The organism is Deferrisoma palaeochoriense, from assembly GCF_054656955.1.
Genome location: NZ_BAAHXI010000022.1, coordinates 1 through 25,058, shown reverse-complemented (window position 1 = coordinate 25,058; position 25,058 = coordinate 1). Strand labels below are relative to the sequence as shown.

Sequence of the window (25,058 nt, the reverse complement as noted above, 5' to 3'; positions counted from 1 at the left end):
ACTCCCTGTCCTCTGTCCTCTGACCCCTGACCCCTGACCCCTGACCCCTGACCCCTGGCACGGTCCGCGTTCCCGCATCGGGACCTGAACCCGGCCGTTCCCCGGACACTCGGAGGGCCCCGCCGGGGCCTCTAAGGGCTCCCAAGGAGGATCCGATATGACGTTCCAAGAGGTCATCTTGCGGCTCGAGCGGTACTGGGCCGCCCAGGGGTGCCTGATTGCCCAGCCCTGCGACATCGAGGTGGGTGCCGGCACCATGAACCCCCACACGTTCCTGCGGTGCCTCGGGCCCGAGCCCTGGTACGTGGCCTACGTGGAGCCGAGCCGCCGGCCCACCGACGGCCGGTACGGCGAGAACCCGAACCGGCTCCAGCACTACTACCAGTACCAGGTGATCCTGAAACCCTCCCCCCAGGACGTGCTCGAGCGCTACATCGGCAGCCTCAAGGCGCTCGGGATCGACCCCCTGGACCACGACATCCGGTTCGTGGAGGACGACTGGGAGAGCCCGACCCTGGGGGCCTGGGGCCTGGGGTGGGAGGTGTGGCTCGATGGCATGGAGATCACGCAATTCACCTACTTCCAACAGGCCGGCGGCATCGACTGCCGGCCCGTGTCGGCCGAGATCACCTACGGCTTGGAGCGCATCGCCATGTACCTGCAGGGGGTCGACAGCGTGTTCGACCTGGTGTGGGTCGACGGGGTCACCTACGGCGACGTGCATCACCGGGGCGAGGTGGAGGGCAGCACCTACAACTTCGAGGAGGCCGACGTGCCGATGCTGTTTGAGCTCTTCGACCGGTACGAGGCCGAGGCCCGGCGCATCATCGAAAAGGGGCTCGTGCTGCCCGCCTACGACTACACCCTCAAGTGCTCCCACACCTTCAACCTCTTGGACGCCCGGGGCGCCATCAGCGTGACCGAGCGCACCCGGTTCATCGGCCGGGTGCGCGACCTGGCCCGCCGGGTGGCCGAGGCCTACGTGGCTCAGCGCGAGGCCATGGGTTGGCCGCTCCGGGGCAAGTTCGAGCTGCGGCCGGCCGGGGAGGTGACGGCATGAGCGCGACCCGGGAGTTCCTGCTCGAGGTCGGGACCGAGGAGATCCCGGCCGGGTTCCTGCCCCCGGCCCGGGCCCAGTTGGCCGAGGCCGCCCGAAAGGGGCTCGAGGCCGCCCGGATCGGGTTTGGGGAGGTCCGGGCCCTGGGCACCCCCCGGCGCCTGGTGCTCCACGTGACCGGGGTGGCCGAGCGCCAGGCCGACGCCGTGGAGGAGAAGGTCGGGCCCCCGGTCTCGGCCGCCTTCGACGCCGAGGGCCGGCCCACCCGGGCGGCCGAGGGGTTCGCCCGCTCCAACGGGGTGGCCGTGGAGGATCTTCTGCGGGTTGAAACCGAGAAAGGCTGGTACGTGGCGGTGCGCCGGGAGCTCAAGGGCCGGCCCACGGCCGAGGTCCTGGCCGAGCTGGTGCCCGGATGGCTCACGGGGCTTCACTTCCCCAAGACCATGCGGTGGGGCGCGGGCGAGATGGCCTTTGCCCGGCCCGTCCACTGGGTGGTGGCCCTCTTCGGGGACGAGGTGGTGGAGTTCGAGTTCGCGGGCGTGCGCTCGGGCCGCCAGAGCCGGGGGCACCGGTTCCACCACCCCGACGCCGTCGACGTGATGGACGCCGAGGATTACTTCCGGAAGATGCGCGACGCCTGGGTCGTGGTGGATCCGGCCGAGCGCCGGGAGTTGATCCGGGAGGGAGTCGCCGCGGCGGCCCGGAAGGTGGGGGGCGAGCCCCTGGCCGACGACGACCTCCTCACCACCGTGGTGGATCTGGTGGAGTACCCGGTGCCCGTGGTCGGCAGTTTCGAGGAGCGCTACCTGGAGCTCCCCCGGGAACTCCTCATCCTCACCATGAAGCACCACCAGAAGTACTTCGCCGTGGTGGACGGGGAGGGGCGGCTCCTGAACCACTTCGTGGCCGTGTCGAACACCCGGGCCCGGGATCTGGCGGTGGTGGCCCGGGGGAACGAACGGGTCTTGCGGGCCCGGCTCGCGGACGCGCGGTTCTTCTTCGACGAGGACCAGAAAAAATCCCTGGAGGAGCACGCCGAGGGCCTGAAGAAGGTGGTGTTCCAGGCGAAGCTCGGTACGAGCTTCGAGAAGGTGGAGCGGTTCCGGGCCATCGCGGCCCGGCTCGCCGAGCGGGTCTGCCCGGAACGAGCGGCCGTGGTGGACCGGATCGCCCGGCTGGCCAAGGCCGACCTGGAGACCCAGATGGTCTACGAGTTCCCCGAACTCCAGGGCATCGTGGGCCGGGAGTACGCCCTGCGGGCCGGGGAGGACCCGGTGGTGGCCCGGGGCATCGAGGAGCATTACTGGCCGGTCCAGGCCGGCGGGCCGGTGCCCACGACCGACGAGGCGGCCTGCGTGAGCCTGGCCGACAAGATCGACACCATCGTGGGCTGCTTCGGGGTGGGGCTCATCCCCACCGGCGCGGCCGACCCCTACGCGCTGCGGCGCCAGACCCTGGGGATCCTGCGGATCCTCCTGGAGCGGGGGCTGCGGATTCCCCTGGGCTGGCTCGTGGACCAGGCCCTCGAGGGGCTTTCGGACCGGCTCACCCGGCCGGCCGACGAGGTGAGAGCCGACGTGCTCTCGTTCTTCCGGGTGCGGTTGGAGGGACTGCTCACGCAGCAGGGCCTCGATGCCGATCTCGTAGCCGCGGTGCTCGACCGGGGGTTCGACGATGTGCTCGACGCCGCGGCCCGGGCCAACGCCCTCCAGGCGGCCCGCCGGGACGGCCGGCTCGACCCCCTGGCCGAGACCTTCAAGCGGGTGGGCAACATCCTGAAGGGCCAGACGCCCGGGGAGGTGCGGCCGGAGGCGTTCGTGGCCGAGGCCGAGGAGGCCTTGTGGGAGGCCTACCAGGCCGTGGCCCGGCAGATGGAGGAGGCCGCGGCCCGGGGCGCCTACGACGAGTTCCTGGACGGGGCGGCCCCGCTGAAGGCCGCCGTGGACCGGTTCTTCGACGAGGTGCTGGTGATGGACCCCGACCCGGCGGTCCGGGCGAACCGCCTGGCCCTCCTGGGCGCGGTGTCGACCCTCCTCAATCGGGTCGCGGAGTTCGGGAGGATCGGGTAGGGGGCCGGGAGGCTGGGCGGTCAAAGACCGTTGGTCGCAGGTCGTTGGTCGTTGCGGTTCGTTCCTTACGACCCGCGACGAACGACCTGCGGTAGTGGTCCGGTTCGTACGTCGGCGCATCGGAACGTTACCGCGAACACTCAGGAGGACGCCATGGGAAAGTACGTGTACACCTTTGGGGCCGGCCGTGCCGAGGGCCGGGCCGACATGAAGGACCTGCTGGGCGGCAAGGGGGCCAACCTGGCCGAGATGTGCCACCTGGGGATCCCGGTGCCGGCGGGATTCACCATCACCACCGAGGTGTGCACGTACTACTACGCCCACGGCCGCACCTACCCCGAGGGGCTGCGGGACGAAGTGGACGCGGCCCTTGCGTTCATGGCCGAGGTCATGGGGTCCCGGTTCGGCGACCCGGAGAACCCCCTGCTCGTCAGCGTGCGAAGCGGGGCGCGCCAGTCCATGCCCGGCATGATGGAGACCGTGCTGAACGTCGGCCTGTGCTCGGCCACGATCCCGGGCATGGTGAAAAAGACGGGTAACGAGCGGTTCGTGTACGACTCGTACCGCCGGCTCATCATGATGTACGCCGACGTCGTCATGGAGAAGGCGGCCGGCATCGAGCCCGCCGACGGCGAGGGCATCCGGCTCCAGCTCGAGCACATGATGGAGGCGCGAAAGCGCGAGAAGGGGGTCCAGAACGACACGGACCTCACGGCCGAGGACCTCAAGGCGCTTTGCGACGCGTTTCGCCGGCGGGTCGAGGAGGTGCTCGGCAAGCCCTTCCCCGACGACCCGATGGAGCAGCTCTGGGGAGCCATCGGCGCGGTGTTCCAGAGCTGGAACGGCAAGCGCGCCGTCCAGTACCGCCGGATCGAGGGCATCCCCGACGAGTGGGGCACGGCCGTGAACGTCCAGTCCATGGTGTTTGGGAACATGGGCGACCGCAGCGCCACGGGCGTGGCGTTCACCCGCAACCCGGCCACCGGCGAGAACGCCTTCTACGGCGAGTGGCTCCCCAACGCCCAGGGGGAGGACGTGGTGGCCGGCATCCGCACCCCCTACGCGATCAACGAGGCGAGCAAGAACGACGCGAACCGCCACCTGCCCACCCTCGAGGAGGTCATGCCCGAGGCCTATGCCGAGCTCCTCGACGTGCGCGACCGGCTCGAGCGCCACTACCGGGACATGCAGGACATCGAGTTCACCATCCAGGAGGGCCGGGTGTGGCTCCTGCAGACCCGCACCGGCAAGCGAAACGGCCCGGCCGCGGTGCGCATGGCCGTGGATATGGTGGAAGAGGGCCTGATCGACAAGGCCGAGGCCGTGCGGCGGGTCAAGCCCTCGCAGCTCGACGAACTGCTGCACCCCATGGTGGATCCGGCGGCCGAGGCCTCGGCGAAGCCCCTGGCCCAGGGGCTTCCGGCGGGTCCGGGGGGCGCGGTGGGCCGGATCGTGCTCACGCCCGAGAAAGCCGAGGAGCGGGCCGCGGCCGGGGAGAAGGTGATCCTGGTGCGCACCGAGACGAGCCCCGAGGACGTCCACGGCATGCACGCGGCCGAGGCCATCGTCACGGCCAAGGGCGGCATGACCTCCCACGCGGCCCTGGTGGCCCGGGGCTGGGGCAAGACCTGCGTGGTGGGCTGCGGGGCCCTCGAGATCGACCCGGGGGCCGGCACCGTGACCGTGGGCGACACCGTGCTCCGGGAGGGGGACGTGCTCACGGTGAACGGCACCAAGGGCCTCCTGTATGCCGGGGAGCTCCCCCTCATCGTGATCGACCCCGAGCGCAACGAGTGGCTCGCCAAGTTCCTCGGGTACTGCGACGAGCTGCGGCGGCTCGGGGTGCGCACCAACGCCGACCGGCCCGAGGACGCGGCCCAGGCCCGGCGGTTCGGCGCCGAGGGCATCGGGCTGTGCCGCACCGAGCACATGTTCTTCGGCGACGAGCGCATCCGGGCCATGCGGGAGATGATCCTGGCCGAGACCCCCGAGGAGCGGGCCCGGGCCCTGGAGAAGCTCCTGCCCTACCAGAAGGAGGACTTCAAGGGCATCTTCCGGGCCATGGATGGGCTCCCGGTGACCGTTCGGCTCCTGGACCCGCCGCTCCACGAGTTCGTGCCCCACGAGGAGGCCCAGATCCGGGAACTGGCCGAGTCCATGGGCAAGGACCCCGAGGCCGTGCGGGCCCGGGTGGAGCAGCTCCGGGAGATGAACCCCATGCTCGGGCACCGGGGCTGCCGGCTCGGGATCAGCTACCCCGAGATCACCCGCATGCAGGCCCGGGCGATCCTCGAGGCGGCGGCCGAGCTGCGCAACGAGGGGGTGGACGCCCGGCCCGAGATCATGGTGCCGCTCGTGGGCCACGTGGCCGAGCTCCAGGACCAGAAGCGGATCGTCCTGGAGGTGGCCGAGGAGGTGAAGCGGGCCACCGGCGTGGAGGACCTGCCGTTCCTCGTGGGCACCATGGTGGAGGTGCCCCGGGCGGCGCTCACGGCCGACGAGATCGCCCGCGAGGCCGAGTTCTTCAGCTTCGGCACCAACGACCTGACCCAGATGACCTGCGGGTTCAGCCGCGACGACGCCGGCTCGTTCCTGCCCCTCTACGTGGAGCGGGGCATCTACGAGAAGGACCCGTTCCAGAGCATCGACCAGGCCGGGGTGGGGCAGCTCGTGGCCCTGGGCACCCAGAGGGGCCGGGAGGCCCGGCCGGGCCTCAAGGTGGGGGTCTGCGGCGAGCACGGGGGTGACCCCGACTCCATCGCCTTCTTCCACCGGGTGGGCCTCGATTACGTCTCCTGCAGCCCGTTCCGGGTGCCCATCGCCCGGCTCGCCGCGGCCCAAGCCGCCGTGGCCGACAAAGACTGATGCGAACGCTCCTGGGGCTTCTGGCAGGGGCGGCCCTGTGGGCCGCCCCCGCGTGGGCCGCGCCCGGCGGGGTGGCCCACGTGACCCTCGCCTCGGGCCTGGCCCAGACCCCGTCCCGGGGCTGCGGGGCCTGCCACAGCCCCGAGTTCTCCCTGTGGATCCGCCATCCCCACAGCCATTTCCTGATCGATCCCTCGCGGGATCCCCGGCTCGTGAAGGCCCGGTGGGGCAAGCGGGTGACGGGCTGGATCAAGCACGTCGAGGGGAGGTTCCGCCGCGACGAGGTGGCCCTCGCCTACGGGGTGCTCCAGATCCAGGTGTACTTCCGGCGCGACGACGACGGCCACCGGCTGCTGCCGGCCCAGTGGAACCTGGAGGCGCGGCGCTGGGAGCCCCTGTCGCCGAGCCTCCGGCGGGTGGTCGAGGCCAGGCTCACCTGGGAGGACGGGTGTGCGGGGTGCCACACCACCGGGTACGATCCGGCCACCCGCACGTTCCCCGAGGCCAACGCCGGGTGCCAGGCCTGCCACGGCGACGGGGCGGCCCACGCCGAAACCGGCGGCCGGGAGCCGGTGCTCCGGCCCTCGGCCCTTCCGGCGCTGGAGCGGGCCGCGATCTGCGGGGCCTGCCACAGCCGGGGCGAGAGCCCCGACGGCCGCTACCCGTTCCCCGTGGGGTTCCGGCCCGGCGAACGGCTGGACAGGGCGTTTCGCCTCCACCGGCCGGACCCCGACCGGAACACCGAGTACTTCTGGCGGGGCGGGGTGGAGCGGTTGCCGTTCATGGAGTACCAGGGGTTCGTGGAGAGCCGGCACGCCGCGGCGGGGCTTTCGTGCACCACCTGTCATCTGCCCCACGGGTCCGACTACCGCCACAGCCTCCGCCGCCGCAGCGAGGACATCTGCGGCGGGTGCCACGAGAGGGCCGAGGTGCGGCTGGTGAAGGCCCACGCGGGACACCCCGACGACGAGGCCGGGTGCATCGACTGCCACATGGCGATCACGAACCCCGACCGGGGCGCCTATCGGGTGCGCACCCATAGCCTCAAGGTCTGGGTTGCCGACGACGAGGAACGCGGTACGGTGCTTTCCTCGTGCACGAGCGCGTGCCACAAGGCCGAAACCGGGGCGTGGGCGCGCCGAACCCTGGAGGAGTGGAGGGAGCCGTGACCGAGTTGGGGGGCGAGACGATCCTGGTGGTGGACGACGACCCGTCGATCCTGCCGCTCGTGGAGGCCGCCCTCGAGGAGCCGGGGCTGCGGTTTGCGGGGGCCGAGGACGGGGAGCGGGCGCTTGCGTTCCTGGACGAGGGCGGCGCGCCCGACGTCATCGTGCTCGACTGGATGATGCCCCAGCTCGACGGCCTCGGGTTTCTCCGGCGGTTCCGGGGCCGCCCCGGGGCCGACCGGGTGCCGGTGCTCCTCCTCACCGGCCGCAAGGAGGCCGACCACGTGGCCGAGGGGCTCGAGGCGGGGGCCAACGACTACCTGGTCAAACCCTTCGATCTCATGGAGCTCCGGGCCCGGGTGCGGGCGGCCCTTCGGCTCCGGCGGGTGTTCCGGGAGCTCGAGGCGGTGCGGGTGGCCCAGGTGGAGCAGGAGCGGCTCCGGGCCGTGCTGGAGACGGCCGGCGCGGTGGCCCACGCCCTGAACCAGCCGCTCACCGCCGTGGGCCTCAAGGTGGAGACCCTGCTGGAGCGGGCGGAGGATGAGGCCCTGCGGGAGGACCTGGCGTTCGTCCATCGGGGGGTGCGCCGGATCTCCCAGGCCGTGGCGAAGATCCGGCGGCTCGCCGTGTACCGGACGGTGCGCTACCTGGACGGCGTGGACATCGTGGGCCTGGAGGGGGAGGAGGACGAGGGAGGGTGAGCCGAACGGACGCGGCGTCGATCCCCTGGGAAGAGCTTCTCGACCGCCTGAGCCACGAGTTCAAGACCCCCCTGGTGTCCATCAAGGGCCACGCGGAGCTCCTCCTGGACCGGGCCCCGGGGGGGCTCGACCCGGCGGCCCGGGAGTGGGTCCGTCGGATCGCGGCCTCGGCGAACCGGCTCACCGCGCTCCTGCGAAAGCTCTCGGCCGAGGCCCACACCCGGGAGCCCTGGACCTACCTGCCCCGTCCCGTGCGCCCCGCCGACTGGATCGACGCGTGCCTGGCCGAGGCCCGCGCCCTCGCGGCCGTCCGGAACCTGGAGTGGCGGGCGGCCGCGCCCGAAGACCTCCCCGCCGTGGGCCTCGACCCCGAGGCCGGCCGCGACGCCCTCCTGGAACTCCTGCAGAACGCCGCCCGGGCGACACCGGACGGCGGAGCGGTCACGGTTTCGGCCGTGGCCGAGGAGCGGGCGGGCCGGGCCGGCGTGCGGGTCACCGTGGAGGACACCGGGGTGGGGCTCCCCGAGGGGGACAGGGCCGAGCGGTGCTTCGAGCGGTTCGTGACCCTGATCCCCCTCCACGCCCACCACAGCGGGGAGTTCGAGTTCGGCGCGGCCGGGCTGGGGCTGGGGCTCCCCATGGTCCGGGGCATCGCCCGGGCCCACGGCGGCGAGGCCTGGGCCGAGGGGCGGGGCCGCGACCCCGAGGGGCTCCCCGGGGCGCGGGTGCATCTGTGGCTCCCGGCGGCCGCTCCGGAGGGCGCCGAGGCCGCCGAGGCGGAAGGCCGGGTGCTCGTGATCGAGGCCGACCCCCAGGCCCGGCAGGTGCTCGCCCAGGGGCTCGGGCCCGGCTACGAGGTGGTGGCCCCGGAGGACCCGGAGGAGGCCCTGCGGCTCTGGCGGTGGGCCGGGCCGTGGGCCGGCTGCGTGGTGGAGCCCCAGGGGGCCGGGGGCCCCGCGTTCGTGGGGCGGCTCCTGGCCGTCGAAGGGCGGGCGCCGGTGCTGGTGTACACGGCCGGCCCGGCCTCGGACGCGGCGTTCTGGAAGCGCCTCGGGGCCGACGCCTGGGTCCCCAAACCCGCCCGGGCCCGCACGATCCGCCAGCGCCTGGGCCGTTTGGCGGCTGGGCGGCTGGGCGGCTGGGCGGCTGGGCGGCTCTAGCGATGCCGGAAGGCTCGGTTTTGCGTCCTAACGTCCTAGCGTCCCAGCGTCCCAGCGTCCTCGCGTCCTAACGTCCTAACGCTCCATCCCAACGATCCAAGGAGTCATGCCATGCCCTTTCCCAAGACCGGTCGCGACGCGGTGATCGTGAGCGCCGTGCGCACCCCCATCGGCAAGTTCGGGGGCGCCCTCAAGGACCTGCGGGCCCACCGGCTGGCCGCCCTCGTGATGGACGAGGCCCTCCGGCGGGCCGGTATCGCCGGGGCCGACCTCGACGAGGTGATCGCCGGCGAGTGCATCCAGTGCCCCGACGAGGCCAACACGGCGCGCACGGCCGCGCTCGCCGCCGGGATCCCCGTGGAGGTGCCGGCGTTCACCGCGCAAAAGCAGTGCTCCTCGTCCATGCAGGCCCTGGCCTCGGCCCGGCTCCTGGTGGCCGCGGGCGAGGCCGAGGCCGTGCTCGTCGTGGGCGTGGAGAGCATGTCGAACGCGCCGTATGTGCTCAAGACGGCCCGCTGGGGCCAGCGGCTCACCCACGGGGAGATGACCGACAGCCTCTGGGAGCTTCTGAACTCCGGGAGCCGGATCCTCGGCAACGAGATGATCATGGGGCTCACGGCCGAGAACCTGGCCGAGCGCCACGGCATCTCCCGGGCCGACCAGGACGAGGTGGCCCTGCGGAGCCACCGGAACGCCGAGGCCGCGATCCGGGAGGGCCGGTTCGCCGACGAGATCGTGCCGGTCACGATCCCGGGCCGGAAGGGCGACACCGTGGTGGACACCGACGAGCACCCCCGGTTCGGGCTCACGTCCGAGGACCTGGCGAAGCTCCCGCCCGTGTTCAAGAAGGACGGAACGGTCACGGCCGGGAACAGCTCGGGCCTCAACGACGGGGCGGCCGCGGCCGTGGTGATGAGCCGGGCCCGGGCCCGGGAGGTGGGCCTTGCGCCCCTGGGCCGCATCGTGGCCCAGACGAGCGCCGGGGTGCCGCCCGAGATCATGGGGTACGGCCCCGTGCCCGCCACCCGGAAGCTCCTGGAGCGCACCGGGGTCGCCCTCGGCGACATCGGCCTCGTGGAGCTCAACGAGGCCTTCGCGGCCCAGTACATGGCCTGCGAGCGCGACCTGGGCCTCGACCGCGACCGGGTCAACGTGAACGGAAGCGGCATCGGCCTGGGCCACCCCGTGGGGGCCACGGGCCTGCGGATCGTCGCAAGCCTTCTGTACGAGATGCGCCGCCGGGGCGTCGAGCTAGGGCTCGCGACCCTGTGCGTGGGCGGCGGCATGGGCATGGCCACCCTGGTGGAGGCGGAGTAGGGCCCTTTGTCTCCCTCTCCCCCCCCGGGGGGAGAGGGCCGGGGTGAGGGGGGGCGTTGTTGTGACCCCCTCCCCCTGTCCCCCTCCCACCAGGGGAGGGGGAACGGCTTGGTGCTGCGGGCGATCGCGGTCTGTCTCCCTCTCCCCCCTCGGGGGGAGAGGGCCGGGGTGAGGGGGGCCAAAAAAACGGGCCGCCGGGATTCCCGGCGGCCCTTGTTCCTTCGCGGTTCTTCCCCGCTCACCCCACCCGCACGTCCTTCGAGCTCTCCCACAGGCCGTGGATGTTGCAGTAGCTCGTGGCGATGAGCTTGCCCGAGGCGTTGAGTTTCAGAAACGCGCTCCCCTGGTGCTGGGTGTAGGCCGGCCCCTGGTTCGCGCCCTCGGCCGACTCGCCGTGGGCCGTGAACTCCAGGTTCGCCACCTCGAACGGGGCCTTCCCGCCCTCGGGCAGGAAGTAGAGCCGGATCCACCGGATGTGGTGCTCGGTGGTGTTGGGGTGGGCGATCTCCTTGCCCACGCACACCTTCACCTCGAACGCCTCGCCGGCGGTCACGGTGTCGGGGCAGTCGATCACCGGCACGTGCTTTTCGGCCTTCCAGTCCGCCTGCTTGTAGAGTTCTCCGATCGTGCTCATGGATCTTCCCTCCTCGGTAGGGGATGTGAGAGTGGCACAACGCGCACCCCGGCGTCCGGGATGCGCCGCGAAGCGTACCAGGGAAGTTTGGCGTGTCCAGAAAAAAGAGTCAAGAGGTCATAGTTAGCCCGAAAAATTCCGCCCCGTCGGGGTTGACCCTGTTCGGCTCGGTGGTACGGTGCCGCGCGGGGGCGCGGGAGGGCCGAAAAAAGGAGAACACCGATGAGCATTGCGCGCTTCTGGAAAGCGGTGGTGCTCGGGGTCGCCCTGTCGGTCGCCGCGGTGCCGGCGGCCTGGGCGGCCCAGGAGGCGGGCACCCAGCAGGCCGCGACGGAGCGCCTCAACCTGAACACCGCCACGGTGGAACAGTTGATGACCCTCAAGGGCATCGGCGAGGTCACCGCCCGGGCCATCGTGGACTACCGGGAACAAAACGGTCCGTTCCGGGCGGTGGACGACCTCCTGCAGGTACGGGGCATCGGCGAAAAGAAGCTCGAGGCCCTTCGGCCCTTCGTGACCGTGGAGTAGGCCCTTCACCCCAGCCCCTCCCGCGCCCCTCCATGGCGTCTACACGAGAACGGACCGGCCCGATGCTCCGATCGCGATCCCGGTCAGGCGCCCGAACCACCCGACACGCGATGAAACCCGAACCCTCCGACGCCCATGCACCCCGGCCTTCGGGCCCGCCCCGCTTCGTCGTCCACGAGCACCACGCCCGGCGCCTCCACTGGGACCTGCGCCTCGAACACGGGGGCGTGCTCGTGAGCTTTGCCGTGCCGAAGGGGGTGCCGCTGCGGCCCGGCGAGCGCCGGTTCGCCACCCGCACCGAGGACCACGACCTCGCCTACATCGGGTTCGAGGGCGTGATCCCCGAGGGCGAGTACGGCGCCGGCACCGTCACCATCTGGGACCGGGGCCACTACGAGACGCTGGAGGGCGGCCCGGGCACCCGGTGGGTCGTCCGGTTCGAGGGCGGCCGCCTCCGCGGCACCTGGGCCCTCATCCCGTTCCCCAAGGGCGGCGAGGGGGCCCATCTGCTGCTGCGAACGAGGGAGCCCCGGGCAGAACGGAAAGCTCCTCAAGGGTGAGGCGAAGGCGCCGGCGCGAGCCGGCGTCCCCCTCCCCCAGTCCCCCTCCCGCCAGGGGAGGGGGGCTACGGCACCACCGTCCGGTGCCCTCTCCCCCACGGGGGGAGAGGGGCAGGGTGAGGGGGCCGGCCCGAGCCCCGCGCTTGACGCCACCCGCCCCCGGGCCCATACTAAGGGCACATCTGCCGGTTCCCGCCCCGTCGGGAGCCGCCCGGTCGCGACGAATCCTGGGGGCGATCTGGGTTCGACGGGGACGCTGAAGCCGGAAGCTGCGTGCCGAGGTCGCCGGTTGGCCTCGTAAAACAACCGGCAAAAACACAACTGCCGACAACTACGAGTTGGCCCTCGCGGCCTAAGTAGGCCGCGACGCCCGCGCCGGCCCCGCCTGCAGGACGGCGCTGGGTGTCATCAACGCAGGCTAGTCCCGGCGCTCCGCCCCTTGGCGCCGGGGCGAACCCAAAGAGGGGCTCGCGGCGGCGGAATCCTGTCCGTGGGAGTCTGCAGCCGCTAAACCCAGTACACGGACTACGCACGTAGAGGCTCCGAGCGGATGGTCTTCGGACGCGGGTTCGATTCCCGCCGCCTCCACCAGTTTCCAGCGAAGGGCCCGTTCCGGTTCTATGCCGGAACGGGCCCTTCGTGTTTTCCGGTCCCGCCTGCCCCTGATCGCCGGGGAGAACAGCGCCGGCGCCGTCCCGAAGGCACCGCGGGGTTCCGCGGGTTCTATCCGGCTGCGGCGGAGTCCCGTCTTCCGCCCGGGCCAACCGGGGAGGTCTATTCGTTGACCCGTATTCGGACCATAGGTAGTCTGACACGGGAGCGCGGGCAAACCGCCGCGCATGCGAGATCGCCAAAGGAGAAGACCCAATCGTGCGACCGCTTAGGATTTCGGAACGCATCGTGCCGGTGAGCGAGTTCAAGGCCCGGGCCGCGGTATGGCTCAGGCGGCTCGGCGAGAGCGCGGAACCGCTGGTCATCACCCAGAACGGCAAGGCCGCCGGCGTCCTGCTCTCGCCGGCCGCATATGACGCCCTGATCGAGCGGGCCGAGTTCCTGCGGGCGGTGGAGCAGGGGTTGGCCGACGCCGAGGACGGCCGGCTGACCCCGCACGAAGACGTGGTCGTAGAGCTTCGGCGTCGGTTCGGGGTCACCGACGGAGAGTGAGCGTGGATCCGCCCGGGCCGCGGCTTCCGATCCTCTGGACCGACCGGGCCAAGGCGGATCTCACCGCCATCGGGGACTCCATCGCGGCCGACAGCCCTGTCGCGGCGGCACGGTGGGTGAGACGGCTTGTGGCTGCCGTGGAGCGGTTGGCCGAGTTCCCGTGGTCCGGTCGCCGGGTTCCGGAACTCCAGGGCCGAAAGGACCTGCGGGAGGTGGTCCAGGGGGCCTACCGAATCGTCTACCGCGTGAGGCGCGACGCCGGGGTGGTGCTGACCGTTTTCGAAGGACACCGTCGGTTCCCGGACGAACTCTCGGAAGACGAGGGAGGGCCGAGGACCGACCCAGACAAGGAGAGGGGCCCATGACCGAACGCTGCGACCGGTGCGGAACCGAACTGACCTTTGCCGACCAAGAGCCCCCGAGCGACGTGCCCCGGGACCTCCAGGACATCGGCCGCCAGGTGGCCGGCGTGGACCGGGACGCCACCCTCTGCGCCAAGTGCCGCCGCGAACTCGGCCTCCGGGCCGCCGGGAGCCTGTTCGGCTAGACGGCACGGGGGGCCTGCGCCCCCGCCCGAAGATTCCCCGTCACCACCCCGGAACCCCCGACCCGGCGTTCCCCCGTCCGTCGGACAGGATCTGACCGCGATTGCCCCACCCGGCGTTGCCCCGCCCCCGAGCTTTCCCGTACCATAGCGAACCGCCATTCCAGCCGGGAGGGAGCCATGGCGGGGAGAGGAGATCCGGCAGTTCGACGCAGCCACCCACGGCCCAACCCAGAGGCGGGGTGGCTGTTTTTCGTTGCGGGGGCGGAAGGGAAGGCGCCGTGACCCGTGATGTCCGACCCGGCTCACCGCAGCACCCCGCCGAGGCCTGGGGATTCCGGTTCGGCCGCGGGGGCGTGCACACGGCCCGCACCATGATGTTGCCGGAGCTGTCCGCCCTCCTGTAGGCCGTCCCCGATCCGTTCGCCCCGCCCGAGGCGTACCGGGCGGCCGTCGTGGCCGAGAACCGCCTGGGCAAGCGCTCCCTTCGCACCCGAAAGCTCACGGCGAAGCATCTCGCCCAGCTCTACGGCCTCGACCCGGGCATCCTGCTCTTCCGGGCGCTTCGCGACCTCTGGCCCCGCGATCCCGACGCCCGGGACGCGTTGCTGAAGGCGTTGGGCGAGTGAGAGAAATTCGTTATCAACCCGGCGCCAGTAGAGGCGCGCGAGGAAGTCGCCAGGGCATGGAGCCAGCTTCCGGCCGTCCGTGAGTGCGGCATCCGGCTTACGCTGCATCCGGCACTCAGCCGGATGGACGGCACCGCTCAAGAACTCTGGGCGTTTTTGTCCATCCGGTTGGCCGGAATAGTCCCAATCGTTGGCTGAGTGCCGGATGCAGCGACTGTAGGAGCCACGCCCGGCGCTCCAGCAGGCCCCATGCCCCGGACCGTGCCCATTTGGCCGTCGGACAATATATGCCCCGTGACCGGCTTTGCCTGTGGCATGGGTGTTCCGGGGGAAACCGGCCCGCAACGCGGAGGTGTTCCGATGCCGAAAATGAGGCCCCGTTCGCCGGGGGGCGGCGTGACCAGGATCGAAGCGCTCGGATACCGAAGCCTCCGATACGTGACCGCGGAGTTGCGGCCGTTCCAACTTCTGGTGGGGCCCAACGCGAGCGGCAAATCAACGTTTCTCGACGTTATTGGGCTGCTGGGAGATCTGGTTCGCACCGACCTGGATACGGCGATCCGGGGTGACAGCCGGCTTGAGATCATGATGCGGGCGCCCGACCCGAGCCACCTCACGTGGTTGCGCGGCGGCGATGCGTTCGAGTTGGCCGTGGAACTGGCAATTCCGCCTCAGGTACAGACGGCGAAGGGGAGGGCGTACCGTACGGTGCGGTACGAGGTACGTGTCGAGGTCACCGGTGAACCCCGGGTTGCCGCCGAAAACGTCTGGCTCGTTGGCGAAAACGGGCAAGAGACGGAAGGGGTGACCCAGACACCGGCCCAACCGACCCTGTTCCCTGCGGCGCGAGAGGCGCCGGACCACATTGTGCGTCTGCCCAGGAAGAAGTCGCCGAAAGGATGGAAGAAAGTTGTCTCACGGGGGGACGCGGGGCAATCATACTTCATCTCAGAGACCACGGGGTGGAATGCTCCTTTCGCGCTGTCCAGCCAGAAAACGGCCCTCGCCAGCCTGCCGGAGGACCGGGATCGTTTCCCCGTGGCTCTGTGGTTTCGCGATGTCCTCCAGACTGGTGTCCAGCGACTTGCCTTGTCGGCCGAGGCCATGCGGCGGCCGTCTCCGCCCACGCGGCAGGCCGGGTACCTCCCCGACGGGTCCAACCTGCCCTACGTGGTCGCACGGCTGGAAGAGCGGCACCCCGATCGATTGAAACGGTGGGTGGCTCACCTGCGCGAAGCATTGCCGGACATAGAGGGGGTGACCACGGCCGAGAGGGAGGAGGATCGACACCGGTACCTGGTAGTCTGCTACCGAAATGGATTGAAGGCTCCTTCTTGGCTCGTTTCGGACGGCACCCTGAGGACTCTGGCGCTTACGCTCCTCGCGTACACGCCCGACGTGGACGGGGGCATCCTGCTGATCGAGGAACCCGAGAACGGGATCCATCCCAGGGCGATCGAGACGGTTTTTCAGGCGCTTTCCTCCGTCTATGGCGCCCAGATTTTTCTAGCCACCCATTCGCCGGTTGTGCTGGGAATGGCGGAGCTGGACGACCTACTTTGTTTCGGCCGCACGGAAGAAGGTGCGACCGACATCGTGGCAGGCTGCGATCATCCCAGGGTGAAGCAGTGGAAGGGGTCGCTTGACGTTTCGAGTCTGTTCGCCGCGGGGGTGCTGGGATGAACCGGGACCTCGTCTGCGTGGTGGCCGACAAGAATATCGAGGCCGTTATTTCCACGTTGGTGCGTGAACGCAGGCGGTCCATCGGCCTCCGGGAGTTTTCGGCCGAAGTCCACGTTCACCCCTTGCGAGACCCCGGCTGCTACCGCGGAGGGCCGGAGTTCTTGCGCGGACTCCTGGGGGACACTCCGGCGCGGGGCCTCTTGGTGTTCGATCAGGAGTGGGAAGGGAACCCCCACCGCAACGCGACCGACACCGAACGGGCCGTGCGCGAGCAGTTCGCCGCCCTGGACATCGCCGACCGCGCCGAGGTGGTGGTGATCGAGCCCGAGATCGAAGCGTGGGTGTGGAGCCAATCGCCCCACGTGGAAAGGGTGTTGGGCTGGGCAGGGGCCCGGCCTCCGCTGCGTGAGTGGCTGAACTCCCGGGGCCTGTGGCCTGACGGTCGTGCAAAGCCGATAGACCCGAAGACGGCCGTGGAAGACGCATTGCGGGAAAAGCGCATCCCCCGGTCTTCGGCTCTCTACCGAGAACTGGCCGAGAAGGTTACCCTGCAGGGCTGCCAGGATGCCGCCTTCGGGCGGTTGTGCGATGTGCTCCGGCGCTGGTTCGCCGTTTGACCGTCGAGATGGGCGCCCCTCTTACGCCTTTCGGCGCGGTCCTCACCGACTCGCGTAGCCGGGGTAACTCCAGTCGTGCCCCCTCTCCAGGCGGGCAGGCCCCTCCGGCGCGGTGAGCCGCTACCGCACGCACTCGATCCGGATCGGCAGGTCGAGCTTCGTCCACGCCCGGTCGGCCGTCAGCACGGGCAGGCCCAGCACGAGCCCGGTAGCGAGGCACGCCCGGTCGCCCAGGGAGAGGCCGAGGGGCTGGGTTTTCCGTTTCAGGCCGGCCGCCCGCCAGGCGGTCTCGTCGCCGAAGGGGACGGTCTCCAGCCCGAGAGCCCCGACCACCTGGGGAATCTCGACATCCGGCATGCCCACGTCGAGGAGTTTGCCGACCACCTCCGAAAGGTTCACGGTGGAGATGAGAGCGCGGGGAAGCACGCCCAGCACGCGTTCGGCCCCCGGTTCCCCCTGCAGGACGGCCAACACGGCCGAGGCGTCGAGCACCCACGAGGTTCGGTCCTCGTGAGCCCTACTCACGCTCGGCCTCCCCGCGCCGCTCCCGAAGGAGTTCGTCCACCAGGTTCCGGCCGGTGGCGTAGCGGCTCACCATGGTTTTCGCGCGCTCCACCGCCGCCGGGAACGGCTCGATCTCGAGGCGGCCGTCCCGCACCCGGAGCAGGGCGTCGCCGCCGTCCGCCAAGCCGATCGCCTTCCGGAGCGCCGCGGGGATGACGAGCCGTCCGTTCTTCGCGACGGACACCCGAGCCTGTTGGGTCATGGCCCACCTCCTGGCATACGCTTATGGATGTGCCATTCTCGAATAGTATGGCACGTAAGCGGCGAGGGGCAATGGACGTTCGCAGGGCGGGAGGAATGACGATGGGGAGCCCGGAGGGGAGCGACGTTTCCTTTCTGGGCGGACTCGGCCGGGGGGCGAGAGCTGTCGGAGGCGATCCATGATCGGGGCGATTGCGGGGGACATCATCGGGGCGCCGTACGAGCGGCACAACATCACGGTGGAGACCGGGTGGCCCCTGTTCGACGAGGGGACGCGTTCGCGGTTCACCGACGACACGGTGCTCACGGTGGCCACGGCCGACGCCATCCTGACGGGGGCCGACTACGGCGCGAAGTACCGGGAGTGGTACCGCCGGTATCCGGACCGGGGGTTCGGGCCCGGGTTTCGGCGGTGGGCCGGGTCGGACCGGGACGAGCCCTACGGGAGCCTGGGAAACGGGTCGGCCATGCGGGTGTCGCCGGTGGCCTGGGCGTTCGACACGTTGGAGGAGGTTCTCCGGGAGGCCCGCCGCAGCGCCGAGGTGACCCACAACCACCCCGAGGGCATCAAGGGCGCCCAGGCCGTGGCCGCGGCCGTGTTCCTGGCCCGGACGGGGAGCCCCAAGGACGAGATCCGGGCGTTCGTGGAGGGCACCTTCGGGTACCGCCTCGACATCGGCCTGGACGAACTTCGGGCCCACCACAAGCCCGACGCCACCTGTCCCGGCTCGGTCCCCCAGGCGCTCACGGCCTTCCTGGTTTCCTCGGATTGGGAGGACGCCGTGCGAAAGGCGGTTTCCCTGGGCGGGGACAGCGACACCGTGGCGTCCATGGCCGGCGCCGTGGCCGAGGCGTTCTACGGCGGGGTCCCGCCCCGGATCCGCGACGAGGCGCTCGGCCGGCTGGACGAACCCCTGCTTCGGGTGGTGCGGGCCTTTTGCAGGGCGGTGGGGTTGTGGCCGGAGGAGACTGAGGGCTGAGGGAAGGGCGAAACGGTTTCGAACGGGGGGACGAGGGAGGCATCATGCAACCGTTGTACTGGCTCGTCGCCGACCAGATCGCCGCGGGCCCCTATCCGGGGTCGCCCGAACCCGGGACAGCCCGGGCCAAGGTGCGGTGGATCGCGGGGCAGGGGATCGGGGCGTTCGTGGATCTGACCGAACCGGGGGAACTCACGCAACTCGGACCCCTGGTGCCCTACGACGACGCCCTGGCCGAGGTGGCCGCAGAAACCGGAGACGGGCTCGAGCGCCTCGCGTTCCCGATCCCCGATATGGGGGCGCCCACCCCCGAGACCATGGTGCGGATCCTCGACGCCATGGACGAGCGGCTTCGGGCCGGGAGGCGGCTCTACGTCCACTGCCTCGGGGGCCGGGGCCGCACCGGGGTGGTGCTGGGGTGCTACCTGGTGCGCCACGCCCCGCGGCTTTTGGGCACCGACGATCCGGCCGAGGCCCCCGAGAGGGCCCTGCGGGCGATCGTGGAGCGCCGCAGGGCCTTCGGCATGCCCTTCGCCGGCGACTCTCCCCAAAGCGAGGCCCAGTTCCAGATGGTGTGGTCGTGGAGGGTGGGGCAGTAGGACGGGTGGCCGGTCGTGGAGTCCTTCGAGGTCGAGTGAGGCCCTCGTGAACCGGCGCCGAAGGGAGACACCACGGAGAACACGGAGGGCACGGAGGGGAAGGGGGGCCGGGCCGAAGGACCGAAGGGAAAGGGCGTCGTGGCCTGGAGGCCGCTCCAACAGGTGAAGACGCGGGCGGCAACGCTGGAATCATCAAAGATTTTAGCTTCCTAGCGTCCTGGCTTCCCAGCTTCCTAGCAGGGAGTTACATGAAGGCTCCGGTAGGCCGCGGAGCGCGGCCTGTTCGCAGAAACAATACCTTCCGCCTCGGCCACACGCTGGGCCGCCGCGGTCTGGACCACGGGACCGGAGACCGCAGACCGACGACCGGTGACCGATGTTACTTGGCAGAGCGGTTGGGCGAAAAGTGGGATTGGGCACGGAGTTGTAGCGGTGGAGCGGATGGGGTAGAGTAAGGATTCATTACTTTACCCCAACGGCAGGGTGCGGCATGCTGGCGAAGTTGACCGCGAAAAACCAGATCACTCTTCCCAAAAAGGTCACGGCGGCCGTCGGCCCCGCGGAGTACTTCGAGGTCCAGGTCGAGCACGGCCGGATCGTGTTGACGCCGGTGAGGATCCAAAGGGCGGACGCCCTGCGGGCGAAGCTGGCGGAACTCGGTCTCACCGAAGAGGACGTGGCTGAGGCCGTGGCGTGGGCGCGGCGAACGGGGAACGAGGACCGGTGAGCGCGGCGCCCAGGGTGGTGCTTGACACGAATCTCGTCGTATCCGCGCTCCTATTTCCCGGTGGGCGTCCGGCCGAGTTGCGGCGGGGATGGCATCAGGGCCGCTTCGTCCCCCTGGTGTCTCGGGAGACGGCGGGCGAGATCATCCGGGTGCTCGCCTACCCCAAGTTCCGCCTGGGCCCTGAGGACCGGAGGGTTTTGCTGGCCGACTACCTTCCGTACACCGAGACGGTGCGCATCCCGGATCCACCTCCCGACGTTCCCCCCTGCCGCGATCCGTTCGACGTTCCGTTTCTGCTGTTGGCCATAGTGGGGAGCGCCGAGTTCCTGGTGACCGGAGACCGGGATCTTCTCTTGCTGGATGGGCAGGTCCCTTGCCCCATCGTGACAGCGGAGGGGTTCCTGCGCGCCCTGGGGCGCCGGAAGGGCGGGGGGTGATCCCCGATCGGATCGGGTTTCCGTGGTGTGCGGGACGAAGGGGCAGGGCGGCTCCCGGGAGGGGGGTGGGATGGAGGGCATGAACTCCGAAGAAGATCGGTTCGCGGGGTGCCTGCTGGGGCTCGCCGTGGGCGACGCCGTGGGCACGGCGGTCGAGTTTCGGCCGCCGGGCACGTTCGAGCCCGTGACCGACATGACGGGCGGGGGGCCCTTCGGGCTCGAGCCGGGCCAGTGGACCGACGACACGAGCATGGCCCTGTGCCTCGCCGACAGCCTCCTGGAAGCCGGCGGGTTCGACCCGGCGGACCAGATGCGCCGGTACGTGCGCTGGTGGCGGGAGGGGTACCGCTCGAGCACCGGCCGGTGTTTCGACATCGGGAACACGGTGCGGGCGGCCCTGGCGCGGTTCGAGGCGACGGGCGAACCGTTTTCGGGCTCCACGGATCCCCGGTCCGCCGGGAACGGGTCGCTCATGCGGCTGGCGCCGGTGGCGATGCGCTACGCGGCCGACCCCCGGGACGCGGTGCGGCTGTGCGGGGAGAGCTCCCGCACCACCCACGGGGCGCGGGCCTGCGTGGACGCGTGCCGGTATTTCGGGGGGCTCCTGGTGGGGGCGCTCCGGGGAGCGGACAAGGAGGCGCTCCTGTCCCCCCGGTACGCGCCGGTGGAGGGGCTTTGGGACGCCGAGCCCCTGTGCCCCGAGATCGACGAGGTGGCGGCCGGGTCGTTCAAGGCCAAGGAGCCCCCGGAGATCCGGGGCTCGGGCTACGTGGTCCGGTCGCTCGAGGCCGCGCTCTGGGCGTTCCACCGCACGGCGAGCTTCCGGGAGGGGTGCCTTTTGGCCGTGAACCTGGGCGACGACGCCGACACCACGGCCGCCGTCTACGGCCAGATCGCCGGGGCGGTCTACGGCGCCTCGGGCATCCCGCCGGAGTGGCTCGGGCGGCTCACCCGGGCCGACGAGATCCGGCGCGTGGCCCTCCGGCTCCGGGAGGCGGCGACGTCGGACAGGATCTGACCGCCATGGGGCGTATCCTGGGGTGACGGAGAGCGGGCCCCGCCGGGGGGCCCGGCCGCACCGAAGGGAGGAGCGCCATGACGGAGATCGCGAAAACGCTTTCGGACACCACCCTGGGACCGCCCGCCAGCCACCGGAACCTCCGGGTGTTTCCGCTCCTTCGGCCCCACGCCCCGCCCCCCGACTACCTCACCCTCGACGAGGCCCTGGAGGCCGGGGTCGCCCGGGTCACCGAGGTCTCGGAGGGCGGGAGCGTGCCGGAGCTACGGTTCGTGAACGGGGCCGACAAGCCCGTGCTCCTGGTGGACGGGGAGGAGCTCGTCGGGGCCAAGCAGAACCGCACCCTGAACGTCACGGTGCTCGTGGGGCCCAAACAGACCGTGGTGATCCCCGTGACCTGCGTGGAGCAGGGCCGGTGGAGCTACCGCTCGGCGGAGTTCCGGACGGCCCGGCGGGCCCACTTCGCCCGGGCCCGGGCGGCCAAGGCCGCCCACGTGTCGGAGTCGCTGCGCACCCGGGGCGACCGCCGGGCCGACCAGGGCCTCGTGTGGGAGCAGATCGCGGCCAAGGCCGCCCGGCTCGGGGCGCACTCCCCCACCGGCGCCATGGACGAGATCTACGAGCGCCACCGGGGCACGGTGGAGGAGTACGAGCGGGCCCTGCCCGCCGTGGCCGGCCAGGCCGGGGCCGTGTTCGCCATCGGCCGGCACGTGGTGGGCCTGGACCTCTTCGACGCCCCGGAGACCCTGCGGGCCCTGTGGCCCAAGATCCTCTCGAGCTACGCCGTGGACGCGATCGACTGGCCCGACGAGACCCCCGGCCGGGAGGACGAGGTCGCCCGGGCCGTGGAGGCGTTCCTGGGCGCCGTGGCCGAAAGCCCCGTGGATCGGTTCCCGTCCCTCGGGCTGGGGGAGGACCTGCGGCTCCGGGCCCCGGGCCTTGCCGGCGGGGCCCTGTGGGCCCTCGGCCGGGTGGTGCACCTGGGGGCCTTCGCGCTGGAAGCCGTGTCCCACGAGCCCGGCCATCCCCGGCGGCGGGGTGGCATGGCACGGGCCTCCCGCCGGCGCCAGGGGCGGTTCGCGGCCCGGTGACGGCCGGCGGCGTCAGGTTCGCCTCCGGAAGCGGACCGGCTGGGCCCGGGCCGGGTTCGGGTCCGGGGCGTCGGCCCGGAAGTGGGCCCCCCGGGACTCGGCCCGGGCGAGGCAGGCCCGCAGGAGGAGCCAGGCCGAGGTCCAGAGGTTTCGGTCCTCGGGTGCGGCCTGGGGCGGCGGGCGAAGCGCCTCGAGTTCGGCCAGCCCCCGCTCGAGGTGGCCGGCCTCGCGCACGAGGCCGGCCGCGGCCGACACCACCTCGCGAACCCGGCGCCGGATCTCCGGGTCGGGGGGCGGGGCCGGAGGCGGGCCGGGGCGGGGGCCGGAAGCCGGGGGAACCGTCCCGGCGGCCGCCGCCCTCCCGGCCCGCCGGCCGAACACCACGGCCTCGGTGAGCCCGGTGCCGGCGAGCCGGTTCGCGCCGTGGACCCCGGCCGCGGCCTCGCCGGCGGCCCAAAGGCCCGGTACCCCGGTGCCGCCGTCCGGCCCGATCTCGAGGCCGCCCATGAGGAAGTGGGCCGCCGGGGCCACGACGGCCCGGTCGCGGCTGCGGTCGAAGCCCTTCCGGGCCAGGGTTCGGGCGAGGCCGGCGTACCGGGTGGCCCAGGTTTCGTCGGGAACCCCCGAGAGGTCGAGCCACACCCCACCCCGGACCCCGCGACCCTCGCGGATCTCCTGCTCTACGGCGCGGCCCATCTCGTCCCGGGTGGCCCGGGCCTCCCCGGGGAGGAACCGCTCGCCCCGGGCGTTTCGCAGCGCGGCGCCGTCGGCGAAGAGCGAGGTGGGGAACACGGCCCGGATCGGCCAGAGGCCCACGGTGGGGTGGAACTGCACGAACTCGAGGTCCCGGAGCATGGCCCCGGCGCCGTAACCCAGGGCCCAGGCCTCTGCGGCCATGCCGGCCGCGTTGTCGGTGCGGCGCCAGAGCCGGGTGCCCCCGCCGGCCGCGAGCACCACGGCCCCGGCGGCCACGCGGCCGAGCGACCCGTCCCGACGGCGAAGGACGACCCCCACGGCCCGTCCCTGGTCGACCTCGATCCGGACCGCGGTCGTGTGGGGCAAAAACCGCGCCCCCGCGGCCCGCGCCGCCTCGGCGAGGGGTTCGGTGAACCCCCGGCCCGGCGGTCCCGGGGTGGGCGACAGGCTGGTCAGGGTCCGGGGCACGCCATGGCCCGGGTTTCCGCCGAACCAGGGCCGGCCGTCCCGCTCCAGGAACCGCACCCCGAGGGCCCCCAGGAACCCGGGAACCTCGGCCGAGTCCGTGGCGAGGGCGAGGCAGAGCTCGGGGTCGGCGAGGCCCGCCCCGCTTCGCACGAGGTCGTCCCGGAACCGCTCCGGGGTGTCTCCGGCGGCCGGGTTCAGCACGGCCCAGTTCCCGGCGGCCAGGAGCCCGTTCCCGTCGAGGCCCGGGCGCCCGCGGCACAGCACAAGGCACGTCCCCCCGGCCCGGCAGGCCTCGATGGCCGCGCTCAGGCCCGCCGGCCCCGCCCCGATTACCACCACGTCGGCGAACATGGGTCTCCTCTCGGCTGGCGGCTGGGATCCTTCCCGATGCCGGCGGTGTCGTTCGGCCCGGTCTGTGGGGCCGGCTTCCGTACCGGGGGCCAGAATTCAGAGATCAGGTCTCAGAACCCCCTGTCCTCCGGTGCCTGGCACGGGCGTCGCTCCCACACCGGTCCCACCGGATCCGCTCGCCCGTTTCTTCCGTGCCCTCCGTGTCCTCCGCGGTCTTCCTCCCGTCCGTGTTTCGGGCAGCCCCCAGCGTGCACCGGTATATCCGGTTCCGCCGGGCGCCGGCAAGGCGCGCCCCGATTGACACTCCCTCGACCGGCCGGGTAAGGTACCCGACTTGCAAGCCTTCCCAAGGAGGCCCCGTGCGCGCCGTCGCTGTGATCCCCGCCCGGTACGGCTCCTCCCGGTTTCCCGGCAAGCCCCTCGTCCCCCTTCATGGAAAGCCCCTGATCGCGTGGGTGGTGGAGCGGGCCCGGGCGTGCCCGGCGTTCGCCGAGGTGGTGGTGGCCACCGACCATGAGGGCATCGCCGAGGCCGCCGTCGCGGCCGGGGCCCGGGCCGTGCGGACGTCGGCCGGATGCCGGTCGGGCACCGACCGGGTCGCCGAGGCCGCCCGGGCCCTTGCGGCCGACGTGGTGGTGAACGTGCAGGGGGACGAGCCCCTGGTGGATCCGGCCGACCTGGGGGCGCTGGTGGCCGCGATGGAGGGCCCCGAGGGGCCGGCCATGGCCACCCTGGTTCGGCCCCTACGGGACACGGCGGAGTGGCGCCGGCCCGACGTGGTGAAGGTGGTGTGCGACGCCGGGGGAAACGCCCTCTACTTCTCCCGGTCGCCGATCCCGTACTTCCGCGACGAGGCCGAGGCGGCCGGGGAGGCCCGGATCCCGGCCCAGCCCCCGGTCGAGGTGTGGAAGCACCTGGGGGTGTACGCCTTCACCCGGCAGGCGCTCTTGGCCTTCCCCGGGCTGCCCGAGGGGCGGCTTGAGCGGGCCGAGCGCCTGGAGCAGCTCCGGGCCCTGGAGGCGGGGTGGCGGATCCGGGTGGTGGAGGCCCGGTCCGACTCGGTGGGCGTCGACCGCCCCGAGGACGTGGCCCGGGTGGAGAAACTGCTGGCGGCGGGGCGGCAGGGCGGCTAGTCTCGTGGAGCGGAAATCCGGGTGTTTCCCGGGGTGGGGGGGGGGGGGGGGGGGGGGGCGGGGGGGGGGGGGGCCCCGGGGGGCGGGCCGGGGGCGGGC

Annotated in this window: 27 protein-coding genes and 1 other RNA gene; 24 read left to right on the top strand and 4 right to left on the bottom strand. The window is 71.8% G+C overall.

All coding sequences use genetic code 11. The features are described 5' to 3' along the window. Positions 1-157 precede the first annotated feature (157 nt). From glyQ to ACYQ8L_RS07995, 7 genes are all read left to right on the top strand, one after another. The gene (glyQ, locus tag ACYQ8L_RS08025) at positions 158-1,060 is read left to right on the top strand and encodes a glycine--tRNA ligase subunit alpha (protein WP_459941264.1); all 903 of its coding nucleotides are present in this window, start codon (positions 158-160) and stop codon (positions 1,058-1,060) included. Then, on the top strand, positions 1,057-3,126 hold the full coding sequence (gene glyS / locus ACYQ8L_RS08020; RefSeq protein ID WP_459941263.1) for a glycine--tRNA ligase subunit beta: 2,070 nt from the start codon (positions 1,057-1,059) through the stop codon (positions 3,124-3,126). The genes glyQ and glyS overlap by 4 nt, the downstream gene beginning before the upstream one ends. A 153-nt stretch (positions 3,127-3,279) precedes the next feature. Continuing rightward, positions 3,280-5,991 (top strand): pyruvate, phosphate dikinase, encoded by a 2,712-nt coding sequence (gene ppdK, locus ACYQ8L_RS08015; RefSeq protein WP_459941262.1) that lies wholly within the window; start codon positions 3,280-3,282, stop codon positions 5,989-5,991. Beyond that, positions 5,991-7,160: a cytochrome c3 family protein gene (locus ACYQ8L_RS08010; protein ID WP_459941261.1), complete on the top strand. Its 1,170-nt coding sequence runs from the start codon at positions 5,991-5,993 to the stop codon at positions 7,158-7,160. The genes ppdK and ACYQ8L_RS08010 overlap by 1 nt, the downstream gene beginning before the upstream one ends. Beyond that, the gene (locus ACYQ8L_RS08005; protein WP_459941260.1) at positions 7,157-7,858 is read left to right on the top strand and encodes a response regulator; all 702 of its coding nucleotides are present in this window, start codon (positions 7,157-7,159) and stop codon (positions 7,856-7,858) included. Before ACYQ8L_RS08010 ends, ACYQ8L_RS08005 begins: the two co-directional genes overlap by 4 nt. After that, positions 7,855-9,018, top strand: coding sequence for a sensor histidine kinase (locus tag ACYQ8L_RS08000; RefSeq protein ID WP_459941259.1), 1,164 nt, complete (start codon positions 7,855-7,857; stop codon positions 9,016-9,018). Before ACYQ8L_RS08005 ends, ACYQ8L_RS08000 begins: the two co-directional genes overlap by 4 nt. Before the next feature lie 111 nt (positions 9,019-9,129). After that, a complete protein-coding gene (locus tag ACYQ8L_RS07995; RefSeq protein ID WP_459941258.1) occupies positions 9,130-10,335 on the top strand; it encodes a thiolase family protein in 1,206 nt (401 codons plus the stop codon). A 238-nt stretch (positions 10,336-10,573) separates the two neighbouring features. Here ACYQ8L_RS07995 and ACYQ8L_RS07990 read toward each other — a convergent pair whose 3' ends face one another. Beyond that, on the bottom strand, positions 10,574-10,969 hold the full coding sequence (locus ACYQ8L_RS07990; protein WP_459941257.1) for a class II SORL domain-containing protein: 396 nt from the start codon (positions 10,967-10,969) through the stop codon (positions 10,574-10,576). Positions 10,970-11,191: 222 nt separating this feature from the next. Between ACYQ8L_RS07990 and ACYQ8L_RS07985 the strand changes: the two genes are divergently transcribed. The 10 genes from ACYQ8L_RS07985 (at position 11,192) to mads4 (ending at position 16,694) form a co-directional block, all read left to right on the top strand. Continuing rightward, positions 11,192-11,497, top strand: coding sequence for a ComEA family DNA-binding protein (locus ACYQ8L_RS07985; RefSeq protein ID WP_459941256.1), 306 nt, complete (start codon positions 11,192-11,194; stop codon positions 11,495-11,497). 110 nt (positions 11,498-11,607) lie between these two features. After that, positions 11,608-12,057: a DNA polymerase ligase N-terminal domain-containing protein gene (locus tag ACYQ8L_RS07980; protein ID WP_459941255.1), complete on the top strand. Its 450-nt coding sequence runs from the start codon at positions 11,608-11,610 to the stop codon at positions 12,055-12,057. Positions 12,058-12,286: 229 nt separating this feature from the next. Next, positions 12,287-12,648: a transfer-messenger RNA gene (gene ssrA, locus ACYQ8L_RS07975) on the top strand. Positions 12,649-12,927: 279 nt separating this feature from the next. Beyond that, complete coding sequence (locus tag ACYQ8L_RS07970; protein WP_459941254.1) at positions 12,928-13,221, top strand: type II toxin-antitoxin system Phd/YefM family antitoxin; 294 nt, start codon at positions 12,928-12,930, stop codon at positions 13,219-13,221. A gap of 2 nt (positions 13,222-13,223) precedes the next feature. Beyond that, entirely contained in the window at positions 13,224-13,586 is a 363-nt protein-coding gene (locus ACYQ8L_RS07965; protein ID WP_459941253.1) for a type II toxin-antitoxin system RelE/ParE family toxin, read from the top strand. After that, positions 13,583-13,768 carry a hypothetical protein gene (locus ACYQ8L_RS07960; RefSeq protein WP_459941252.1) on the top strand — a complete coding sequence of 62 codons (186 nt, stop codon included), beginning with the start codon at positions 13,583-13,585 and terminating at the stop codon, positions 13,766-13,768. The genes ACYQ8L_RS07965 and ACYQ8L_RS07960 overlap by 4 nt, the downstream gene beginning before the upstream one ends. 278 nt (positions 13,769-14,046) lie before the next feature. After that, complete coding sequence (locus tag ACYQ8L_RS07955; RefSeq protein ID WP_459941251.1) at positions 14,047-14,172, top strand: hypothetical protein; 126 nt, start codon at positions 14,047-14,049, stop codon at positions 14,170-14,172. A gap of 48 nt (positions 14,173-14,220) precedes the next feature. After that, positions 14,221-14,394, top strand: coding sequence for a hypothetical protein (locus tag ACYQ8L_RS07950; RefSeq protein WP_459941250.1), 174 nt, complete (start codon positions 14,221-14,223; stop codon positions 14,392-14,394). Positions 14,395-14,790: 396 nt separating this feature from the next. After that, positions 14,791-16,077, top strand: a complete 1,287-nt coding sequence (mads3, locus tag ACYQ8L_RS07945) for a methylation-associated defense system AAA family ATPase MAD3 (RefSeq protein ID WP_459941249.1) — start codon at positions 14,791-14,793, stop codon at positions 16,075-16,077. Continuing rightward, positions 16,074-16,694 carry a methylation-associated defense system protein MAD4 gene (gene mads4 / locus ACYQ8L_RS07940; RefSeq protein WP_459941248.1) on the top strand — a complete coding sequence of 207 codons (621 nt, stop codon included), beginning with the start codon at positions 16,074-16,076 and terminating at the stop codon, positions 16,692-16,694. The genes mads3 and mads4 overlap by 4 nt, the downstream gene beginning before the upstream one ends. Positions 16,695-16,814: 120 nt before the next feature. Here mads4 and ACYQ8L_RS07935 read toward each other — a convergent pair whose 3' ends face one another. Together ACYQ8L_RS07935 and ACYQ8L_RS07930 are read right to left on the bottom strand one after the other, a co-directional pair. Continuing rightward, positions 16,815-17,219, bottom strand: a complete 405-nt coding sequence (locus ACYQ8L_RS07935; protein WP_459941247.1) for a type II toxin-antitoxin system VapC family toxin — start codon at positions 17,217-17,219, stop codon at positions 16,815-16,817. Further along, on the bottom strand, positions 17,212-17,460 hold the full coding sequence (locus ACYQ8L_RS07930; protein ID WP_459941246.1) for an AbrB/MazE/SpoVT family DNA-binding domain-containing protein: 249 nt from the start codon (positions 17,458-17,460) through the stop codon (positions 17,212-17,214). Before ACYQ8L_RS07930 ends, ACYQ8L_RS07935 begins: the two co-directional genes overlap by 8 nt. A gap of 178 nt (positions 17,461-17,638) precedes the next feature. On the opposite strand from ACYQ8L_RS07930, the gene ACYQ8L_RS07925 reads away from it, so the two are divergent. From ACYQ8L_RS07925 to ACYQ8L_RS07900, 6 genes are all read left to right on the top strand, one after another. Then, positions 17,639-18,439 carry an ADP-ribosylglycohydrolase family protein gene (locus ACYQ8L_RS07925; RefSeq protein ID WP_459941245.1) on the top strand — a complete coding sequence of 267 codons (801 nt, stop codon included), beginning with the start codon at positions 17,639-17,641 and terminating at the stop codon, positions 18,437-18,439. A 44-nt stretch (positions 18,440-18,483) separates the two neighbouring features. Continuing rightward, entirely contained in the window at positions 18,484-19,038 is a 555-nt protein-coding gene (locus ACYQ8L_RS07920) for a protein-tyrosine phosphatase family protein (protein WP_459941244.1), read from the top strand. Between the two features lie 490 nt (positions 19,039-19,528). Beyond that, entirely contained in the window at positions 19,529-19,765 is a 237-nt protein-coding gene (locus ACYQ8L_RS07915; protein WP_459941243.1) for an AbrB/MazE/SpoVT family DNA-binding domain-containing protein, read from the top strand. Beyond that, positions 19,762-20,202 carry a putative toxin-antitoxin system toxin component, PIN family gene (locus tag ACYQ8L_RS07910; protein WP_459941242.1) on the top strand — a complete coding sequence of 147 codons (441 nt, stop codon included), beginning with the start codon at positions 19,762-19,764 and terminating at the stop codon, positions 20,200-20,202. The genes ACYQ8L_RS07915 and ACYQ8L_RS07910 overlap by 4 nt, the downstream gene beginning before the upstream one ends. A gap of 79 nt (positions 20,203-20,281) precedes the next feature. Continuing rightward, complete coding sequence (locus ACYQ8L_RS07905; RefSeq protein ID WP_459941241.1) at positions 20,282-21,220, top strand: ADP-ribosylglycohydrolase family protein; 939 nt, start codon at positions 20,282-20,284, stop codon at positions 21,218-21,220. 77 nt (positions 21,221-21,297) lie between these two features. Beyond that, entirely contained in the window at positions 21,298-22,311 is a 1,014-nt protein-coding gene (locus tag ACYQ8L_RS07900; protein ID WP_459941240.1) for an ARPP-1 family domain-containing protein, read from the top strand. Positions 22,312-22,323: 12 nt separating this feature from the next. On the opposite strand, the gene ACYQ8L_RS07895 is transcribed toward ACYQ8L_RS07900, so the two are convergent. Then, positions 22,324-23,826: an FAD-binding protein gene (locus ACYQ8L_RS07895; RefSeq protein ID WP_459941239.1), complete on the bottom strand. Its 1,503-nt coding sequence runs from the start codon at positions 23,824-23,826 to the stop codon at positions 22,324-22,326. A 359-nt stretch (positions 23,827-24,185) separates the two neighbouring features. Here ACYQ8L_RS07895 and kdsB point away from each other — a divergent pair, with 359 nt between their 5' ends. Then, positions 24,186-24,959: a 3-deoxy-manno-octulosonate cytidylyltransferase gene (gene kdsB / locus ACYQ8L_RS07890; RefSeq protein ID WP_459941238.1), complete on the top strand. Its 774-nt coding sequence runs from the start codon at positions 24,186-24,188 to the stop codon at positions 24,957-24,959. The last annotated feature ends 99 nt before the right edge of the window (positions 24,960-25,058 follow it).

Bases quoted from the DNA above. Each gene is read 5' to 3' on its own strand.
- ACYQ8L_RS08010 (WP_459941261.1), top strand. From the start codon at position 5,991: ATGCGAACGCTCCTGGGGCTTCTGGCAGGGGCGGCCCTGTGGGCCGCC.
- glyQ (WP_459941264.1), top strand. From the start codon at position 158: ATGACGTTCCAAGAGGTCATCTTGCGGCTCGAGCGGTACTGGGCCGCC.
- ACYQ8L_RS07925 (WP_459941245.1), top strand. From the start codon at position 17,639: ATGATCGGGGCGATTGCGGGGGACATCATCGGGGCGCCGTACGAGCGG.
- ACYQ8L_RS07920 (WP_459941244.1), top strand. From the start codon at position 18,484: ATGCAACCGTTGTACTGGCTCGTCGCCGACCAGATCGCCGCGGGCCCC.
- ACYQ8L_RS07905 (WP_459941241.1), top strand. From the start codon at position 20,282: ATGAACTCCGAAGAAGATCGGTTCGCGGGGTGCCTGCTGGGGCTCGCC.
- ACYQ8L_RS07895 (WP_459941239.1), bottom strand. From the start codon at position 23,826: ATGTTCGCCGACGTGGTGGTAATCGGGGCGGGGCCGGCGGGCCTGAGC.
- ACYQ8L_RS07960 (WP_459941252.1), top strand. From the start codon at position 13,583: ATGACCGAACGCTGCGACCGGTGCGGAACCGAACTGACCTTTGCCGAC.
- ppdK (WP_459941262.1), top strand. From the start codon at position 3,280: ATGGGAAAGTACGTGTACACCTTTGGGGCCGGCCGTGCCGAGGGCCGG.
- mads4 (WP_459941248.1), top strand. From the start codon at position 16,074: ATGAACCGGGACCTCGTCTGCGTGGTGGCCGACAAGAATATCGAGGCC.
- ACYQ8L_RS07985 (WP_459941256.1), top strand. From the start codon at position 11,192: ATGAGCATTGCGCGCTTCTGGAAAGCGGTGGTGCTCGGGGTCGCCCTG.
- glyS (WP_459941263.1), top strand. From the start codon at position 1,057: ATGAGCGCGACCCGGGAGTTCCTGCTCGAGGTCGGGACCGAGGAGATC.
- ACYQ8L_RS07915 (WP_459941243.1), top strand. From the start codon at position 19,529: ATGCTGGCGAAGTTGACCGCGAAAAACCAGATCACTCTTCCCAAAAAG.
- ACYQ8L_RS07930 (WP_459941246.1), bottom strand. From the start codon at position 17,460: ATGACCCAACAGGCTCGGGTGTCCGTCGCGAAGAACGGACGGCTCGTC.
- ACYQ8L_RS07990 (WP_459941257.1), bottom strand. From the start codon at position 10,969: ATGAGCACGATCGGAGAACTCTACAAGCAGGCGGACTGGAAGGCCGAA.
- ACYQ8L_RS07995 (WP_459941258.1), top strand. From the start codon at position 9,130: ATGCCCTTTCCCAAGACCGGTCGCGACGCGGTGATCGTGAGCGCCGTG.
- ACYQ8L_RS07980 (WP_459941255.1), top strand. From the start codon at position 11,608: ATGAAACCCGAACCCTCCGACGCCCATGCACCCCGGCCTTCGGGCCCG.
- ACYQ8L_RS07900 (WP_459941240.1), top strand. From the start codon at position 21,298: ATGACGGAGATCGCGAAAACGCTTTCGGACACCACCCTGGGACCGCCC.